18 protein-coding genes and 5 pseudogenes are annotated in these 16,487 nt (G+C 48.3%); 2 read left to right on the forward strand and 21 right to left on the reverse strand.

Annotated features, from left to right (window positions below; translation table 11 throughout):
* Positions 1-22 precede the first annotated feature (22 nt).
* The 4 genes and pseudogenes from safB to NA389_RS09205 all read right to left on the reverse strand — a co-directional run bounded on the left by safB (position 23) and on the right by NA389_RS09205 (position 2,803).
* Positions 23-760 (reverse strand): pili assembly chaperone SafB, encoded by a 738-nt coding sequence (gene safB, locus NA389_RS09190; RefSeq protein WP_023251637.1) that lies wholly within the window; start codon positions 758-760, stop codon positions 23-25.
* Between the two features lie 83 nt (positions 761-843).
* Positions 844-1,338, reverse strand: coding sequence for a Saf-pilin pilus formation protein SafA (locus tag NA389_RS09195; protein WP_000835833.1), 495 nt, complete (start codon positions 1,336-1,338; stop codon positions 844-846).
* A 763-nt stretch (positions 1,339-2,101) separates the two neighbouring features.
* Positions 2,102-2,672, reverse strand: a pseudogene (locus NA389_RS09200) (integrase core domain-containing protein); the annotation flags it as partial.
* Positions 2,606-2,803 carry a transposase gene (locus NA389_RS09205; RefSeq protein WP_001224072.1) on the reverse strand — a complete coding sequence of 66 codons (198 nt, stop codon included), beginning with the start codon at positions 2,801-2,803 and terminating at the stop codon, positions 2,606-2,608. The gene NA389_RS09205 and the pseudogene NA389_RS09200, both read right to left, overlap by 67 nt.
* Positions 2,804-2,855: 52 nt before the next feature.
* On the opposite strand from NA389_RS09205, the gene NA389_RS09210 reads away from it, so the two are divergent.
* Positions 2,856-3,170, forward strand: coding sequence for a SymE family type I addiction module toxin (locus tag NA389_RS09210; protein ID WP_072103250.1), 315 nt, complete (start codon positions 2,856-2,858; stop codon positions 3,168-3,170).
* A 66-nt stretch (positions 3,171-3,236) separates the two neighbouring features.
* Here the strand turns inward: NA389_RS09210 and NA389_RS09215 are convergent, their stop codons facing one another.
* Both NA389_RS09215 and NA389_RS09220 read right to left on the reverse strand, forming a co-directional pair.
* The gene (locus NA389_RS09215; RefSeq protein ID WP_012664366.1) at positions 3,237-3,515 is read right to left on the reverse strand and encodes a hypothetical protein; all 279 of its coding nucleotides are present in this window, start codon (positions 3,513-3,515) and stop codon (positions 3,237-3,239) included.
* A 130-nt stretch (positions 3,516-3,645) separates the two neighbouring features.
* A pseudogene (locus tag NA389_RS09220) lies at positions 3,646-3,819 on the reverse strand (RHS repeat-associated core domain-containing protein); the annotation flags it as partial.
* Between the two features lie 147 nt (positions 3,820-3,966).
* Here NA389_RS09220 and NA389_RS09225 point away from each other — a divergent pair.
* Positions 3,967-4,062, forward strand: a complete 96-nt coding sequence (locus NA389_RS09225) for a SymE family type I addiction module toxin (RefSeq protein ID WP_023136376.1) — start codon at positions 3,967-3,969, stop codon at positions 4,060-4,062.
* Between the two features lie 193 nt (positions 4,063-4,255).
* Here NA389_RS09225 and NA389_RS09230 read toward each other — a convergent pair whose 3' ends face one another.
* The 15 genes and pseudogenes from NA389_RS09230 to NA389_RS09300 all read right to left on the reverse strand — a co-directional run bounded on the left by NA389_RS09230 (position 4,256) and on the right by NA389_RS09300 (position 16,479).
* Positions 4,256-4,738 (reverse strand): Imm26 family immunity protein, encoded by a 483-nt coding sequence (locus tag NA389_RS09230; RefSeq protein WP_023208170.1) that lies wholly within the window; start codon positions 4,736-4,738, stop codon positions 4,256-4,258.
* Positions 4,725-4,871, reverse strand: a complete 147-nt coding sequence (locus NA389_RS09235) for a hypothetical protein (RefSeq protein WP_000723740.1) — start codon at positions 4,869-4,871, stop codon at positions 4,725-4,727. Before NA389_RS09235 ends, NA389_RS09230 begins: the two co-directional genes overlap by 14 nt.
* Positions 4,872-5,256: 385 nt before the next feature.
* A complete protein-coding gene (sciX, locus tag NA389_RS09240) occupies positions 5,257-5,703 on the reverse strand; it encodes a protein SciX (RefSeq protein ID WP_000935097.1) in 447 nt (148 codons plus the stop codon).
* Positions 5,697-9,776 (reverse strand): polymorphic toxin type 47 domain-containing protein, encoded by a 4,080-nt coding sequence (locus tag NA389_RS09245; protein ID WP_000272659.1) that lies wholly within the window; start codon positions 9,774-9,776, stop codon positions 5,697-5,699. Before NA389_RS09245 ends, sciX begins: the two co-directional genes overlap by 7 nt.
* An 18-nt stretch (positions 9,777-9,794) precedes the next feature.
* Complete coding sequence (locus NA389_RS09250; protein WP_000375833.1) at positions 9,795-10,241, reverse strand: DcrB-related protein; 447 nt, start codon at positions 10,239-10,241, stop codon at positions 9,795-9,797.
* Between the two features lie 23 nt (positions 10,242-10,264).
* Positions 10,265-12,469 carry a type VI secretion system Vgr family protein gene (locus tag NA389_RS09255; protein ID WP_000011497.1) on the reverse strand — a complete coding sequence of 735 codons (2,205 nt, stop codon included), beginning with the start codon at positions 12,467-12,469 and terminating at the stop codon, positions 10,265-10,267.
* A 24-nt stretch (positions 12,470-12,493) separates the two neighbouring features.
* A pseudogene (locus NA389_RS09260) lies at positions 12,494-12,860 on the reverse strand (hypothetical protein).
* Positions 12,857-13,231: a hypothetical protein gene (locus NA389_RS09265; protein ID WP_133217632.1), complete on the reverse strand. Its 375-nt coding sequence runs from the start codon at positions 13,229-13,231 to the stop codon at positions 12,857-12,859. Before NA389_RS09265 ends, NA389_RS09260 begins: the two are co-directional and overlap by 4 nt.
* The gene (locus NA389_RS09270; RefSeq protein WP_023213608.1) at positions 13,183-13,617 is read right to left on the reverse strand and encodes a hypothetical protein; all 435 of its coding nucleotides are present in this window, start codon (positions 13,615-13,617) and stop codon (positions 13,183-13,185) included. Before NA389_RS09270 ends, NA389_RS09265 begins: the two co-directional genes overlap by 49 nt.
* Positions 13,614-14,345, reverse strand: coding sequence for a hypothetical protein (locus NA389_RS09275; RefSeq protein WP_000040884.1), 732 nt, complete (start codon positions 14,343-14,345; stop codon positions 13,614-13,616). The genes NA389_RS09270 and NA389_RS09275 overlap by 4 nt, the downstream gene beginning before the upstream one ends.
* A gap of 49 nt (positions 14,346-14,394) precedes the next feature.
* Positions 14,395-14,523 (reverse strand): annotated as a pseudogene (locus NA389_RS09280) (TagF domain-containing protein); the annotation flags it as partial.
* 8 nt (positions 14,524-14,531) lie between these two features.
* Positions 14,532-14,993, reverse strand: coding sequence for a hypothetical protein (locus NA389_RS09285; RefSeq protein ID WP_001667179.1), 462 nt, complete (start codon positions 14,991-14,993; stop codon positions 14,532-14,534).
* A pseudogene (locus tag NA389_RS09290) lies at positions 14,978-15,447 on the reverse strand (glucosaminidase domain-containing protein). Before NA389_RS09290 ends, NA389_RS09285 begins: the two are co-directional and overlap by 16 nt.
* 103 nt (positions 15,448-15,550) lie before the next feature.
* Positions 15,551-16,024 (reverse strand): hypothetical protein, encoded by a 474-nt coding sequence (locus tag NA389_RS09295; RefSeq protein ID WP_000491748.1) that lies wholly within the window; start codon positions 16,022-16,024, stop codon positions 15,551-15,553.
* Complete coding sequence (locus tag NA389_RS09300; protein WP_000501513.1) at positions 16,009-16,479, reverse strand: glucosaminidase domain-containing protein; 471 nt, start codon at positions 16,477-16,479, stop codon at positions 16,009-16,011. Before NA389_RS09300 ends, NA389_RS09295 begins: the two co-directional genes overlap by 16 nt.
* Positions 16,480-16,487: the final 8 nt, after the last annotated feature.

Here is a 16,487-nt window from a genome sequence, read left to right on the forward strand (position 1 = left end):
TTCTGCCGCTAAATCCTTGAATTTATTTAAAAACGTAGTGGAACGGATGACTTTCACCACCTAAGTCTGTAATAATTTTCCACTCGACATCACCATGAGCGCCACCTGGCATATTTAGTGTTTTGTCAGCAAAGGGGGGGATATACTCAAGCCCTGTAATGGGCTTTCCCCCTACTGTGATAGAGGCTAAATTCATGTAAAACGGAGTGGGGTTCTCCACCTTAAGTTTGTTGCCCGACTCCACCCATCTTAAATTTCCTGCAACATCTTCCGGCGTCCCCTTCACGGCATCCGGGCGGAAAATCAGCTTGTCACAGGTGCTGATGGACAAATTGAGGTCAAGGGTCGCGCCCTTAGCCTGTGTATCCGACGGTTCATTTTCGGGTGGTAGCGCCTTTATACAGACCCACTGTAAAGTCTCACGATCCGTTGGCATGTCACCACCAGTACGGATAATACGCAGTTGACTCTGCTGGTTCGCTTCTAAACGAAATAGAGGCGGCATCACCATAAAGGGGGCTGGCGAATTTTTATCTTCTGCTTTGACTGAAGACTGAACCAAAATAGGGTAATCCTGCGGGTTGCTCACCGAGAGCGTCGCGCCGGGTGTACCAGCGTGATAAATCACACGTGTAGCTCCCAGCTTCACGCTGAATGATTTAGTGGCTGAATTTAATTGCTGCCTAGCGGCATATACTGAAACCATAGAATTAGAGGCGAAAAAAGCTACCGCCATTAAAACAAAATTAATTGTTTTCATATCAAAAATTGTAAAAGAAAAATGAAAAATTTGATGTGTATTACGCCTTAAACAAGGCGCAATACACTAATAGTTGTTTACTATTACGCCCGATATCCCACTACATCTAAAGTCAGTGGGTACGTATCAGGTGGGATATCCTGATCCCCTATTGTAATAATATTAACTGGGGTATTGGTATCAAAGGTGCTCCAGGTTTCCCCATTCCACATTTCCGGGCCCCTAGCTGTGGCTATATTAGGTGAGAAGCCCACAACGATTGACTTGCCACTATTTCTACCAGTTATTTTCCATGCATGGCCAGCGCTGCCCAGTATCGGGCTAGCAACCCCCCTGACCCCGAATTCTTTAATAGAAGCAGAACTAACTGTAAGCTTCGCAATATCCATACCATCATGCCCCCTCCCAGCCGTTAAGCCCGGCACTTGCTCAAGCGATACGGTTAAATTTTCGGGAGCGCCAAAGCTAATATCCACTGATGTCTGTTGCTCTGTGCCCGGCAAAAATCCAGCAGCATAACAACTAGCAGCCATCATGCTCAACGCACTTGCGATAATCAATTTTTTTATGCTTTTCATTTGAATAACCACCTTTTTTTAACCAAATTAAAATAATCCAGCACATCCAGAATACATAACACCATACCAAATCTTACCGTATGGAAAAATCCGTGGCTGGTAATAACAGCTTGTGCTTATTGGTATTTGTTACCAATTCAAATAAGTAATGTCATAAAAATCTATATATCAGAGCACCTCTTAATCTGAAAAAAATTGCGTTATTGCCAATATAAACAGTGTTGATGTTAACATCGTGTTGTCAGGGTGGAATAGAATACTAGTCAAAAAGCAATTATACCTTCCATTTACATTCAAGTGATAACATTACAATGACACCCACCACACTGGGTGTGGGAAACTTATCTTCGAAGAGAGGATAATTATCAGGCATCGTTGCAACATTGTTTATATTTAAACATACATCTCCTAACTCGACGGTAAGATTATTAGTTAACTTTTCCTCGCAGGGAAGATCTTTAATGGAAAATCTTGTTTTCCGAAACGGAAAAGCAATTATAACGCTCCAACGAGAGTCTCAACACTAAGAGCTGACTGACACAGGCCAGACTGATTATACAGGCATGAAAAAGCTCTCCCCTTCCTTTCAGTTCTTGCTGGATTATGCAAACGTCGCACCACCTCCCCGTGAACATGGCACATTAATTTGAAGCAGCTCTCATCCGGTATCGCTTTTCAGTGCAGCGAAATTCATCGCAGGTGCCCCTGTAAATAGACCCGTTTTAGTTCCATGCATTTTTAAGATTCCGGCCAGATAATGTTGTTAGCGGTATTTCTCCGGTATCATATTGTTCCGCGATTCATGTGGACGTTCGCAGTTATATTCTGATAACCCTTTATCCGTAATTTCCCGCACCTCATTCAGCGTTCTGAACAGATAAGAATTGAGTATTTCTGTACGGTATGTCCGGTTAAAGCGCGCGATGAAAACGTTTTTCTTCGGCTTACCCGGCTGGATAAACACCAGCTTTACTGCATGTTTCTTTGCTCATTCAGCCAGTGCCAGCGAGATAAATTCCGGTCCCTTATCCATACGCAGCATGGCCGGATAACCGCGGTTGCTGTAATCCTGTCGAGTACACGGACCACTCGCAGAGCTGGCAGATTCAGATCGATTTCAACCGACAACGCTTCACAATTACAGTCATCAACAACATTGAACGTGCGAAAACGACGCCCATAAACCAGCTCTGGTTCAGCGCTTCCGGCGTGACCAGTGGCGAGGGATTGCGTACCGGCAGCCGTTGTTTACCCTTACGGCGAAAATTCAGCTTGAGCAGACAGTAAATACGGTGGAGCCTTTTGTGATTCCACGCGTATCCCTGCCGCCGTATCCAGACTTCCAGTTGTCCCTGGTGGCTTCAGAAATACCGGCCTCCCGGTAGACATCTTTAACAGTCCGTCCGGATTCGACTGATCTAATCACAGCGATGATCTGGTGCGCAGTAATACGGGCTTTACGCACAGCGATCTCCTGCGTTGGCAGATTGATTATGCCGGATGATCTCTAAATGTGAATGGCTCGATTATGCGGGATACTTACATACTCACGCGTTGAGAGACTTTCAGTTCGTTTGTACGGTGAATGGATGCCGCAGGCGGGGTTTATTAACGGGATGCCCGTCAAGGTGCGGGTAATGAGGGATTGCATCGTGATTACGCCGCAGCATACCCGCGGACTCTTTGGCTGTATTGAAGGGATGGGTGTAACCCGCATTAATAAACGGAATGCAGAACAGTGGTTAAAAAAATTTCTGGGGGCGCTGAACAATACCGGAGATATTCCGGTGATTAAACGTAAAAGAACGGAACAGGAGTTAATGAGTAATTGATAATAAAAAGCCGGGAAAAGATAACCCCTCCGGCTTTTACACATTATTCATCCGGTTCCAGATGTTTTATTTCAATCCTTTTGGTTTTATTTCTGGATGTTTTTCATATAATGGATTCATTATTTTAATAAGCATTTCACCCATGATAAAACCAACCGCTTCTCGATATACCTTAAATTCATCCTCATCACAACGGGACTGAACAACAGCAACAGATTCATCAAGCTCCTTACCGAATCTCAACATTAAATCACTAATTAATATAGCTGTATCCTTATCGTTAACCATACTTATTCCTGTAGTAAAAACATCAATAGCCTTGATTTCCTTTACATTCGTTAACACAATTCCAGCAAGCAAATCCGTTACTTTTTGTAGGTAAAGGCATAAATGAGCATTCACTAATGCAATTATTTTCAACCATTTTTCATCTTAATAACGTGCCAGGATCACCTCTATCAGCGCCACAAGTAATAAGACCAAGAAGATCACTATCTGTAATAGGATTCAGCGGAGAATGATATCGACTCCATCCCCCTTTCAGCCCTATCGGGTCCTGACTGACGAACCAACCACACTCCGGTGCATAATATCTGAACAGATTTTAATGCAGCCCCGTCTCGTCGTCAAAATACTGCCCCGGCAGCCGGTTGCTCATCACTGGCCGGCTCCCGGGGCATCGTCATGTAGTCGTTGTCGTCATACGCAAACTCGCGCTGATACTGTGCCGGATTTTACCCACTGTGAGTTCTATTCATGGGTTGAGGGACGTTCAGTTCGTTTATGCGGCGAATGGATGCCGCAGGCCGGGTTTATTAACGGGATGCCCGTTAAAATTCGGGTGATGAAAGACTGCATCGTGATCACGCTGCAAAATACCCGCGAACTGTGAGGCTGTATTGAAGGGATGAGCATGACTTTTATTAATCAAAAGAAGGTGAAAGCGTGGCTGAAAACCTTTCCGGGGGCGCTGAACGATACCGGAGATATTCCGGTGATTAAGCGGAGCAGGCTCGAAGGCGGGATTTGATGGGGGTTAAATAATAAAAGCCGGGAAGATTTGAGGATCTGTCCCGGCTTTATCTTCAGATATTATTTAATAGCTTTTTAATATCAAAATCACCATATGGACTTAACTTATGATATTTTAGAGATTCCTCTTTAGATATGGAAATTTTATTACCAAACACATCAACTCTTTTACATAAACTTTCAAGACCGTATGTAAAATATACATTTTCAACATCTATAGGGGAAAAGTTACTCTGATGACAAATAACTCTCCAGTCACCATCTTTGTATACCTTTTTATCAAACAAGCCATAAGTATCAATTACAATGGGCGAATAAATTCTTTTTACCTTATTAATCTTTTTTTCTGTAATTTCTGGAGCGGCTGACATATAATCAAATAACTCAGCAACATGCCCAGTTATTATTTTAGATATTATCCTGCCAAAACAATATCTATCTCCATCTAATTTAAAACAAAATATGTCTCCGAGCTTCACAAAGCGCAACATCGTTCTCAGCTTCTTATCCCAGTCCCAAACTTTAAAATAACTCATCCGCATTTCCCCCTATAGGAGCCAACTCCCTTACTATTTTAAGAGTTTTTAAATGCTTGTGCGCTGGGATCTGTTCGCCCATGATCAAATGAATTATATTTATTCTCTCTATTTGTTGAGGAATTTTTTTCACCTATGGTTCCGGTTCTGGTTTTATATTTCTCTATATAATATTGCTCGTAACCTCTGACTTTCCATTAGATTACATTTTCATCAAGTGGCAGCATCCTTCCATTTTCTTTTGATAACCTGCCAGTGCTTTAATGCTCGGCCCTTCGTCGATCCATATCATTAGTAATACCAATGTAATAAGGTTTATTTGCTCCAGGAGCAAATAAACCATAAACACTATAACCTGTCGCATCAACTGGATTCAGGTCTAGCGGATCTATCCAGGTTAATGGGTTATGCTATCTTCCCGACCTCAGAGTTGCTGTTTCCCCTGCCAGACAATCGTGCCATCTTCGGCTAGTAACGCCTAAATACAGGCAACTATATCGCTAAAGAGCACTCACGCTTTATTTAATGGTTGAACATACAATCAAATCACCATGATCATTTTCACATATAAGCCAAGATAGTTCATGATCTGCAACATAATATTCAAAATATCTGCAATTTTCTATAATTTCAGGCAGGGAGTTAAGAGGAACGTTATATACATATATTTGCTCATTATCTTCATCAGCAATCAAAAATATATGTTTGTTGATTACATTGCTTTCATTGAGTTGTTTGCTTACTATTTGTGATATGTTTTTATATCCAGAATTATCGGTATAAGAAAAGACATATTGTCTATGTTTTAATGATAACCACCAGGTTCTAGGATTACCATTAACATATATCTCTTTTATCTCAGAAACGATTTGTTCGGGTTTATCGACACGATAGTCATGAATACCGAGATTTTTAATCGCATTCTCCAGTTCGATTCTAAGTTCAGACATATTTGAATTTAACATTTATCATCTCCCTTAGAGTCAGAGCGATGCGGATGTTGTGGGCCATCATAAGTAATATTACCTCTATTAGCTCCTCCGGAACCTCTTTTTCCTGCGGATTGCCAACCAACATGTGGTTTATCATGCCCTGCTGTCACATCCATATCTGCATGAGGTGCATCATAAGCAACTTTAGCCCCATTTGGACCTTTAAACTCAACAACAGTACCAGTTTTGGGATCGACTTTCGAGAAAGTGACATCCTCAGGGTTTGTCATACCCGCATTTTCAAATCCGGTTCTCCTTGCCGCATCAAAATTAGATTGATGCTCCAGGATAGCAAGTCCTAAAGGATCGATCCATCTAATCGGATTCGGCGCATACTGATAAAGGTTTAACCCGCCCCTTAACCCAATCGGATCCTGACTGACGAACCGTCCACACTCCGGTGCATAATATCTGAACAGATTGTAATGCAGCCCCGTCTCGTCGTCAAAATACTGCCCCGGCAGCCGCAGCGGCTGGTGAAAGTACGCCCCGCTGTTGCTGATGTCCGCCGCATTCTCTCCAAACCCCCTGATATACCCCGCCCACACCAGCGTCCCGTCCGCCACCGTCACCTCCTGCGGCGTGCCCGTCACGTCCGTGTGGTAATACCACACCTGCCTGCTTTCTCCCCGCCCCGTCACGCTCGCCACCGGCGTGTACGGCTGTTCCGCATCGTACAGATAGGTCCGCCAGCCCTGCTGCTGCACGTTCTCCTGCAACAGCCTGAACCCCTCCCACACAAAGTCCGTCCGGCTCCGCGCCGTATGGCCCGTGTGCCGCCCGTACGTCGCCTTGCGGGTTCGCCTCCCCAGCGCATCGTAGCCGTAGTGCGTCTCCGTGTTGCCGCTGATGACCCGCGTCAGCTGCCCCTGCGCGTTCCACTCCAGTTGCTGGTCGCGCCGCGTGGTCAGCTCGCCCCACTCGTTATAACCGTAACGGTCACGACCACAGCCCGGCAGCCGGTTGTTCATCACCGGACCCTGCCCTTCGTTATCCAGCAGGTTGCCCGCCTTATCGTAATAATAACGGTCATGGTCATACATCTGACCTGAGCGCCCGGTCAGGTAACCGCTTCTGTCATAGCTGTACACCACGCTGCCACGCAGGCCGTCGTCAATCGTGCCCACCTCGCCGTGGTTGTTCCAGTAATAGTCCCTCGACGTCACGCAGCCCTGCCGCGCCGGGCGCTGGCCGGGAAGAACAGGGGCACTGCCGGGCGCCAGACTGCGCTGCCAGCTCAGCAGCCCGTCGTCGTCGTAGCCGCTGTACGTCGCAAGCTGCCCCTGCGTGCGCATTATCTGACGGTGCAGGCTGTCGCGCTCATACTCGCTCACCGTCAGGCCGTCCAGCGCCGTCTGTAACAGATGCCCGCTCCCGTAATACAGATGCGTCAGGTGCTGCCCGTCCGGCAGCGTGATGTCCGTCGGGTTGCCCAGCGCATCGCGCTGATAACGTATGCTGCCGTTCCCCGCGTGCTCCGCCGTCAGCCAGCCGCTGCGGTCATACTCAAAACGCACCGTGTCGGCCTGCATCCGGTGCTGCTGTTGCCCCGCCTCCGTGGGCGTGAGCGTCACTGCCGTTATCTGGTCCAGCCGGTTGTAGCTGAACGTCCGCTGGCCGTGTTCATTCTCCGTCCGTAACAGACGGCCCAGCGCATCCCGCTGCTGCGTCTCCCGCCGCACGCCGCCCTGCGTGCCCGTGGTCTGTATCGCCGTCAGATAACCGCTGTCGTCCAGGATAAAAGTACGGCTCAGTCCGTCCGGGCGCACCTCACGCACCAGCCTGCCGTCCGCATCGTGACTGAACCGGTACTGCGCCCCGTTGCCGTTGGTCAGCGCGGTCACCCGGCCTTCCGGCGTGTACTGCCAGCGCGTCTCGCGCTTCTCCTCATCCGTGTGCGCCGCCAGCAGACCGCGCGGCGTATACCGCCAGCTCTCCACGCTCCCCGTGATGCGCCGGTGGCTGCTCATCAGCCCCAGCGCATTCCAGGTATACCTGTCCTGCTGTTTCCCCGGTGAGTTCACCGTCTCCGGCAACCCAAGTCGGTTGTAGCTGATGCGTACCACCTTCCCTTCCGCGTCCGTCACCCGCGTCAGGTTGCCGTCCTCATCGTGGTCATATCCTGTGCTGCGCCCTGAACAGTCGGTGTACCGCGTCATCTGCCCCCGGCTGTCGAACGCCGTCACCACCGTGCCGCCCGCCGCATCCGTCCGGCTGCACATCTGCCCCTGTTCATCGTAAGCGTACTGCGTCACCCGCCCTTCCGGGTCCGTCTCCTGCACTGGCTGGCCGTGGGCGTTGTACTGCGTTTTCCAGACAGCGTCATCGTCCAGCGCCGTGCGCGTGATTTCGTCGAACTCGCCGTTCCACTGCGTCTGCGTCACCCGGCCTTCCGGATCTGTCGTCTTCACCACCCGGTTCTGGATGTCATATTCATACGCCACCGTGCGACCGCCGGGCAGCTCAATGTTGACAGGGAAGTGGTCTTCGTTGTACGTGAAGCGGTACATTCCACCGCCCGGCGTCCGGTGCGCGGTGATATACGTCTCCCTGTCGTACCACCACTGCCATGACTCCCCCTGCCTGCCGGTGACGGTGGTGGTGCCTGCGGCAAAATCATAGTCAAAGCGGTAATGTTCACCGTCACTGGTGTCGTGCTCCGTCACGCGCGGCGCGCCGTCGAGTTCCTGCCAGCGGTAGCGGCAGGTGAACCCCGCCGCATTGCTGTGCGCCGTCATCAGCCCGTTTTCATAAGCAAACTGCCGCACCAGCGTTCCCGCCCGGTTCACCACGCCGGTCAGTTGACCGTTATCGTCATACCGGTACTCTACCAGGTTGCCACGGGTGCCGCCCTGCACCAGTTCAATTCGCGACAGCCGCTCCCCTGCCGGGGTCTGTGTGCGGTGCAGTAACAGGTGATGCCCGCTGCTGGAGGCTATCCGTACCAGTCTGCCTCCTTCGTGCCCGAAGACAATGCGCTGGCGGTGCGGCGTCTCCATAAACAGCAGGTATGCCATGCCGTCACTGTCAAAATCACCAAATACGTAATAGCTGCGATCGGTGTAATGCAGCACGTAACGCCCGTCATGCAGGCGGCTGAGGTATAACTGTTCTTCCGGGTCAAATATCTGGTGGCCGGGCGTCAGCATCGTTTTCGGGTAACACAGTTCCCGCCCCTGTACGCCGGTCAGCGTGATGTGTTCATCGTCCTCGCGCAGGCTGGTTTCCCAGTTCAGCCGCCAGCCCCGTCCCAACAGTCCCACGGTTTCCAGGTGGCTGGCGTAAAAACGCGAGCAGGTGACCGGCAGGCGACCGGGCAGGGTGAAGTCCGTTTCCGGCAGCAGGATTTTCTGCCCGGTGGTCACATCCACCGGATTGCTGAACAGCCCGCTGATAGCCTCACCCACGGCCATCCCGACAAGCTCCCCGCCGATAAACTTAGCGGCACATTTAGTGCCAAATTTCGTCCCCAGCTTTGCCGCTTGCCGCCACGCCCCGGCCAGCCCGCCGAGCAGACTCGCCACGACAAACAATACATCCACCACCTTGCGCAGCCAGTCCGGAATTTCAGAACTGATTTCCAGTACCGTCTGTGTGCCGCCGCCGAGAAACACATTCGGCGAACCGTCTTCAATCACCGCATCGCATTCGGTGTGGTCATCCTTACGGGCGGCGGGCTGGCTGTTAATGTAGATATTTTCCGACCCCTGGGCGATGCGTTTTTCTGCGATATGGTTATCGCATTTCACCGTACTCAGTACCGCGCGCGCCGCCGGGCGACTGTTGGTGCTGACATTCTCCGAACCGGTGAGGATTTTTCCTGCCGTGTGGTGGATGGAGCGCCCGATGGCTTCGCCCAGTTGCAATACCCCGGAGGCTATTTGATCGGCCATAAAACCCAGAATCAGCCCGGCAAGAAAACCGCAGCTAAAGAAGGCAAAGGCGGCAAGCGCGATAATGGCGATGCCGATGATAGCGCCGATAAGAAACCCGGCGAGCGCGCTGGTGTGGTAGATAGGATCATCCACACGGGCTGCTTCATACATGGTCACACCTCCGTGTGATTATTCGTTTTTATCCGGCTGAAAGCCTGCCAGCCAGGTGTTCCAGAGTAGGTCTGCTTTATCATCAAAAGGACGGGGACTGGTCAGGGTGAAGACCAGTACCTTGCCAGGGGTTGCAATAAACCCGGCCTGACGCTGGTACACTTCCGTTTTCCCGGATTTATGGGTGGCGGCAATTTGTTCCCCCATAAGGGCATTATTGCCCGTTCCTGCCTGTGCAGGCGCTCGCGACAATACCCGGTGCTGACCGAGATTTTTTTTCATCAGCGCAATCTGGCGGTCAATATAGGCGGGCAGGTCTTCATCAGGTTTTAGCGTATCGCGGGAAATATTCAGACTGGGCGATGTTCGTTCATTGCCCTCCAGGATAAAAATATTGACGCTGCGATCCGTAAATGTTTCAGGCAGGACAAAACACCCTTCCTGTATGCGGTATGGTCGATCCATGAGAACTCCAGGTTTAATTCAGATCATTCAGAGGTGGGAAGAGGGGCAATATCATCGGCGGTTACGGCTGTGCCGCCATCCGGGTTCATATCAATACCTTTACCAATCAGTTGCATGACATCGCTGGTATGTAACATCAGTTGCTTGCCACAAAACTCAATGGAGCCGTCCTTATGTAAAACAAGCGCCGCATTGCCGCAGCGAAGCGTGAATTGATCGCCGACATCTAAACGATAAGTGGTGCCGATATTGATCGTCTGCGCCAGTTTTACGGAAAGGCCGTCATTCTTCGTTACCGTGGTGTTTCTGTCCTCACCAATACTGTTGGTTTCATTTTTAATAATGGTTTTAGTGCGATCCACCATTACCGTATGTGTTTCATTATTCTTCACCGTGGTGTTGAGATCTTTTTCCGCGTGGAACTTCACTTCCTCCGCGCCGGTTTTGTCGTCAAAACGCAGCATGTTGCCGTTCGTTGGCCCGCCATACAGCGAGTGGCTGAAGATCCCGCTCTGCGACGCCATTCCCGGCAGTCCCCACGGTGGCATGGTGTCCTGGTTGTAGGTCCGCCCCACGATGATCGGCAGATCCGGATCGCCGTTTTTGAAATCCACCAGCACTTCCTGGCCGATACGCGGGATCTGGATCATCCCGAAGCCTTTGCCCGCCCATGGGTAGCTGACGCGTATCCAGCAGGAGCTGTTTTCATCCCGTTTGCCGTAACGGTCCCAGCCAAACTGCACCTTTACCCGCCCGTATTGATCGGTCCAGATTTCCTGGCCCGACGGGCCGGTGACGATGGCGCTCTGCGGCCCTTTGGTGTGGGGTTTGCTGATGGTTCGCTGCGGGCGGTACACCTCGCGGGTGGGGTGCAGTTCAAACGTGGTGACATAGGTAAAATGCTGGTTTTGCCCGCTGTGCTGCGCATTGTCCCGTAAAAACAGCGTGGTCTGTACCAGCAGGTACTCTTGGTTGACCTCTGCCGTCGGATGATTCATCAACGTAAAGGTGTAGCCAGTCATGAGGGTGCGGATATTCCCAGCCCCGCCAGCCCGGCTGCCGGGGCTGCGCTGCGCTTCCATACGAATGCGCGTCAGCATCTCGCCTTCACTCTTGTCGAAGTAGTCTCCCGGCCACTCATAATGCTCGTAGGTGGCATGACCGGTTTCACGCGGGTTTGCCACCGTGTTTGCCAGCAATGAACGTGGCTTCGTAAAATCGAAATCATCCAGCACCCACTGTCCAGTCCGCAGACTCTCGTTTGCCGTGATAGTGTGGATAAACTCCTTATCCAGCTTCAGCCCTTCCTGGTGCCACTCGACCAGCGGCGAGTCCGGACATGCTTTATGAGCGCTGATGGCATCCGCCAGCACCAGCGTGTGACTGTTCTCGCTGTGCTCAAACCACCAGTAGATGCCCCACTCCTGCATCAGTCGCTGAAGAAAATCAAAATCAGTTTCACCGTACTGTACCTGCCAGGTGCGTACCGGGTAGCTTTCCACCAGCCGCTTTTCCACCGGGTAGGGATATTCCGCCAGCACTTCATCCAGAATATCCACCACGGTTTTATTCTGGAATGCTTTGTAGTCGCTGGTGTGGGTCAGCAGTTTTACCCACGGCTCCATACGCAGCTCATAGGTAACCGAACGCCCTTCATGGCCCACCACCCGCGCCGCCGTGACCAGCCCGCTGATATGTCGTTTACCGCCACCATCCAGTTCGATATTGACGCACAGATCTTTGCCCACCATGGCTTTGAGCGGCAGGTTGGCTGCGGGGGAGACATAGCCCAGATTCAGGGTGTCGGGCGTTTTTAGCTGTACAATGTAGGTAAACAGGCTGCCAAGTTTCTCCGAACCATTTATACCGGCAAAAAGCAGCATCTGCGGCGGCACAGCGCTGCCGCTGACCGTGACGTTATGCGCTCCCGGCCCGCCGGCAGCAAGCGACGCCGCCGCATCCTGGGCGGCACTAACTATATCCGATATCCCCGCCGCCGCTGCGGCGGCCTGCGCTGCGGTTACTGCCGCTTTTACCAGCCCTGACGGCTCCGGCAGCGCACCAAACAGCTCCGCCGCTGCCTGTTCTGCCATCTGTTCGGCTGCATCAGCAACACCGGTTGCGGCTGAACCTGTGCTCGTATCGCCACTTTCGCCGGTTATTGGCGGCGTGGTGATGACGGGTCCACCATTTCCAGCTGGTTTATTACCCGTAGATACAAAACTCATGATATTTACTCCTTAAATATCGGATTAAAATAAAGCCCCTGGCGGCCAGAAAAAATAAGAAATAGCCTGCCACTGCCCATTTTTATAATGAAAGAAACATGTCAAATTTAAATCCTTATTCAAATTCCAGAATATTTCCTTTATCTGAATTTTTCTGAATTCAGGATTCGTTGAACGATAAGTATTTTCAATGCCAATGGAATACTCTCCGACAAATTTGTAACGAGGATTTATAAACTCACGTGTCGGACGACCATATTTTTAATAAAAAAGCCTCAGACTCTCCGTTCTTTATATAACTTCTTTGCTCATATACTGGAGGCTGAGCAAAATATCCCCCCCTGTGGTAGCGATTAGCAATAACGACATCAAAGCAAAAAAAACTGTTCATTTTTTTAACTCCGCAAGCGAGAAACTGGCATCAGGAATTATTACATTTAATTGTACAGGAATATCATTCAGATAATGTTCCCGAAGTTCTGTTCCAATATTCATCACTCCATCAATATCCCAACCATATATATCATTTGCCACTCTTAACTCATTCGATGGAAATCTTTCCCCTTTGGTTAAAGACAAATAATTGGTATCAAAATTCTCAGGTGGTTTTGGCAGGTCATACTCATCTTCAAGATATAAAAGTGTGTGACCTATCTCATGCTCTACTGATGTTCTGAAGCAGAATGAGAATATCTCTTCATTATTATAGCAAACTAGAATACAGCACCGGGTGGCCAAAAAATATAAGAGAACACTCGCCACTGCTCGTCCTTATAATGAAACCAGCATGTCAAATTCAAATCATCATGGAGATGCCAGAACATTTCTTTAATCGGTACATTGCTATATCTGGGATCCGTTGACCTATAGGTTTTTTCCAGCCCAATATAATACTCACCAATAAACATATAGCGAGGCCTGACAAATTCATGTTCAGGCCTGCCATATTTTTCAACAAAAGAAGCATCAACCTCTCCGCTTTGTATATTATTTTTTTCATAATACTGAGTTGCCTGATCATCTTTTTTTGTTACATTTACCAGCTCGTATTTCATGCCATTTAGCGCAGTGACAGAGGGTTGAAGGGGGGGATTAAACATTACGCCATGCATCAGAAAATGAATGAGCAGAATACCTGTTTGTATCATTTATCTACACTCATAACTGTAAAGTAAGTATCAGGGATTATTACATTCAGAAATGTGTTAACATGTTCCAGGTAACGACTTCGAAGCTCCATTCCAATATTCATTAATGCGGCAGCATCCGATCTATATGCCGTTGTTGCTTTGCCTGATTTATCCAGAGCATACTCATCATCAAGATAACCAATCATATGTCCAATTTCATGAGGTACATTTATCTGGTTAGAGCAAACTGTCTGGGCTGGATCAAGACATTTCCGCACTGCGACCACATCCTCGGAATCAATATGGAGGATACGAGAACCCCAGATAACATAAGTCCTTACATCATCCCCTGGTCTCACTTTCAATGCAGTCACATCCCAGTGCTCGCCATGATTGACAGGGATCATCTGTATATCAAATGGCAGAGGCTTCCCCTGAAACTTCCTGGCGAAATCTGAACTTCCTGAAACAGAAAAAAATATTTTACCATTCCATTCGGAACAAACTGTCGTATAAACATTAATGATAAACAATGATTTTTCTATAAACGTCCAGTCGTCCTTCACATCGCTATTTTTAACCCATGTATATTTACATTTTAGCAATAATGAAATAGCTCCCGTTTCACTATTTATGACAAATTCACCTCTATCACCGTAATCGTTTTTGATAAATTCCCCGTCTATCTTTGTTCTGGAAAAATATTCAGCCAATGGGCTATGAGGGTCAAACTGTAACTTACTCATTCGATTTCCTTAGGGATCCCCGAAGCATATCGCGTTGATGCCATACCTTTTATCTTCGGACATCACCTGAATTATCAACTTCCGTGATATGCCGCAGCGCATCCACATACCGCCCTTCACTGTTCTGCTGCCAGAACCAGCCTTGCCCTGGCAGGTAACGTATGCCCGGTAGATCCAACTATCCCGCTATTCATCTGTACAGCCCAGCCCCCGACGCTGTACCACTTCACTGGCAAATGTCGCGTCAGTTTTTTTCATTATTTCTTGTTGTATTTTTTGCAACTGCGGAAATATAACTCTCTCACATTTATTTATTTCCCATATATCACCAGTTTGAGAACTTACTGAAAACAGTCCCCAATAATCTATTGCTCCGGCAGTCGGTGTATCATAGCCAAGGCTAAAATCATAATATCCCGGATGGGGAGGATTTCCGTGTTTATCCTGCAAATCACCGTCAACAAAAACGCCATCCAGCGATAAATCATATTTTTGATATTTAAGTGCAATAATGAGTAGTTTTTCTGCCTGTGCTTTCGTCATTCCACCGCGATTTATATCTGACAAATTAAATTCAGATACAACCACTTGGGCATAACAGAACTCAGATATAAAGAGAAAAAAAACAAGCATTATTTTACGGGGCATGCTATTCTCCGACCGACCATAATAATTATTCCAGCAGTTATCCTGGCGTAATTATCCGTACCACCAGTAATATGAGATCCTGAATTAAACCCAGCAGCTACCAGAGCTTCAGAGAAGGCCAGAGCATCTTTTTCCCCCCGAGCAGCGTCACCATACTTGACAGCAAAAGATCGCGCACAAACTGAAAACGAAGAAAAATAGCCACCCAAGTTTTGTTACTATCCTTTGGATGAACCCGACCTGACTGAAATGATGCAGGAGCCTGGAGAGAAAAGTAATTATTATATTCCCTGGCAATACGACCTGTACCATATTGACTTTCGGCAGCAGCAAGACCCAGTATATTCTCTACCGGTACGTCAAGCTCTTTTGCAATTATTTCACAAACCTTCATGTGCTCCTGGACAAATCTTACCGCGCCCACGTTATTACACGCTTTATCATAATTACCCATTTCTTCATTCCTTAGCAGGTGTTTTTAAAACCACCATGCTCATTATTTCTCCGCCAGCCTTGCCCTGACAAGTAACGTATGCCCGATAGCTCCAACTACCCCGCTATTCATCTGTACAACCCAGCCCCCGGCGCTGTACCACTTCACTGGCAAATGTCGCGCCAGTTTTTTTCATTATTTCTTGTTGTATTTTTTGTAGCGCCGGAAATGATATTCTCTCACATGAATATTCTTCCCAGATATCTCCTGTTTTCGGACTGACGGAGAATAATCCCCAGATATCCGTAGCACCGGCAGAAGGAGAGTCATAGCCCACACCAAAGCTATAATATCCAGAATGAAATGGTTTACCCTGATCATTTTTTAAGGCCTCGTCCATAAAAACGCCAGGCAATGTAATATTATATTTTTTATTTTTTAATGATAAAACCAATAATGCCTGAGCCTGTGTCTCGGTAAGCCCTTCCTGATTTAATTTAGTCAAATCAAACACCGGGATATTTGATACAAGAACCTGGGCATAACTGCTCACGGATAAAATAGTAAACAAAAGCAATGACACTATTTTACTGAACATGCCATTCTCCGCTTAACCATACCAATCATAGCCACCTGTTCACTGGCGTATCCGGTATGCCCTCCATTACTACTTTTACCTGAATTAAATCGTGACTCAATCAATGCTTGTGCAAATTGTTTAGGGTCCTTTATCTTTCTGACTGCACTACCAAACCTGATGGCGAATGATTTCGCGCAATTTAAAAAAGACGTATAGGTGGCAACCCACACGTCGTGACTTCCCTGAGGATGAACTTTACTCAACTGCAATGGTGCCGGACCATGCATTGAAAAAAAATTATTATATTCAGTTGCAATCCTTCCCTGCCCATAACGACTTTCCTTTGCTGCAACCGCCAGTATAAATTCCACTGGCACTTCAAGTTGATTAGCGATTATCTCACAATCATTCTTATATTTTTGAATAAACCTTACCGCCTCTGTGTTATTACACGCTTTATCATAAGCACCCATTTCTTCAT

Origin of the sequence: Salmonella sp. NW645, from assembly GCF_051703725.1 — a bacterium.
GTDB lineage: Bacteria > Pseudomonadota > Gammaproteobacteria > Enterobacterales > Enterobacteriaceae > Salmonella > Salmonella enterica.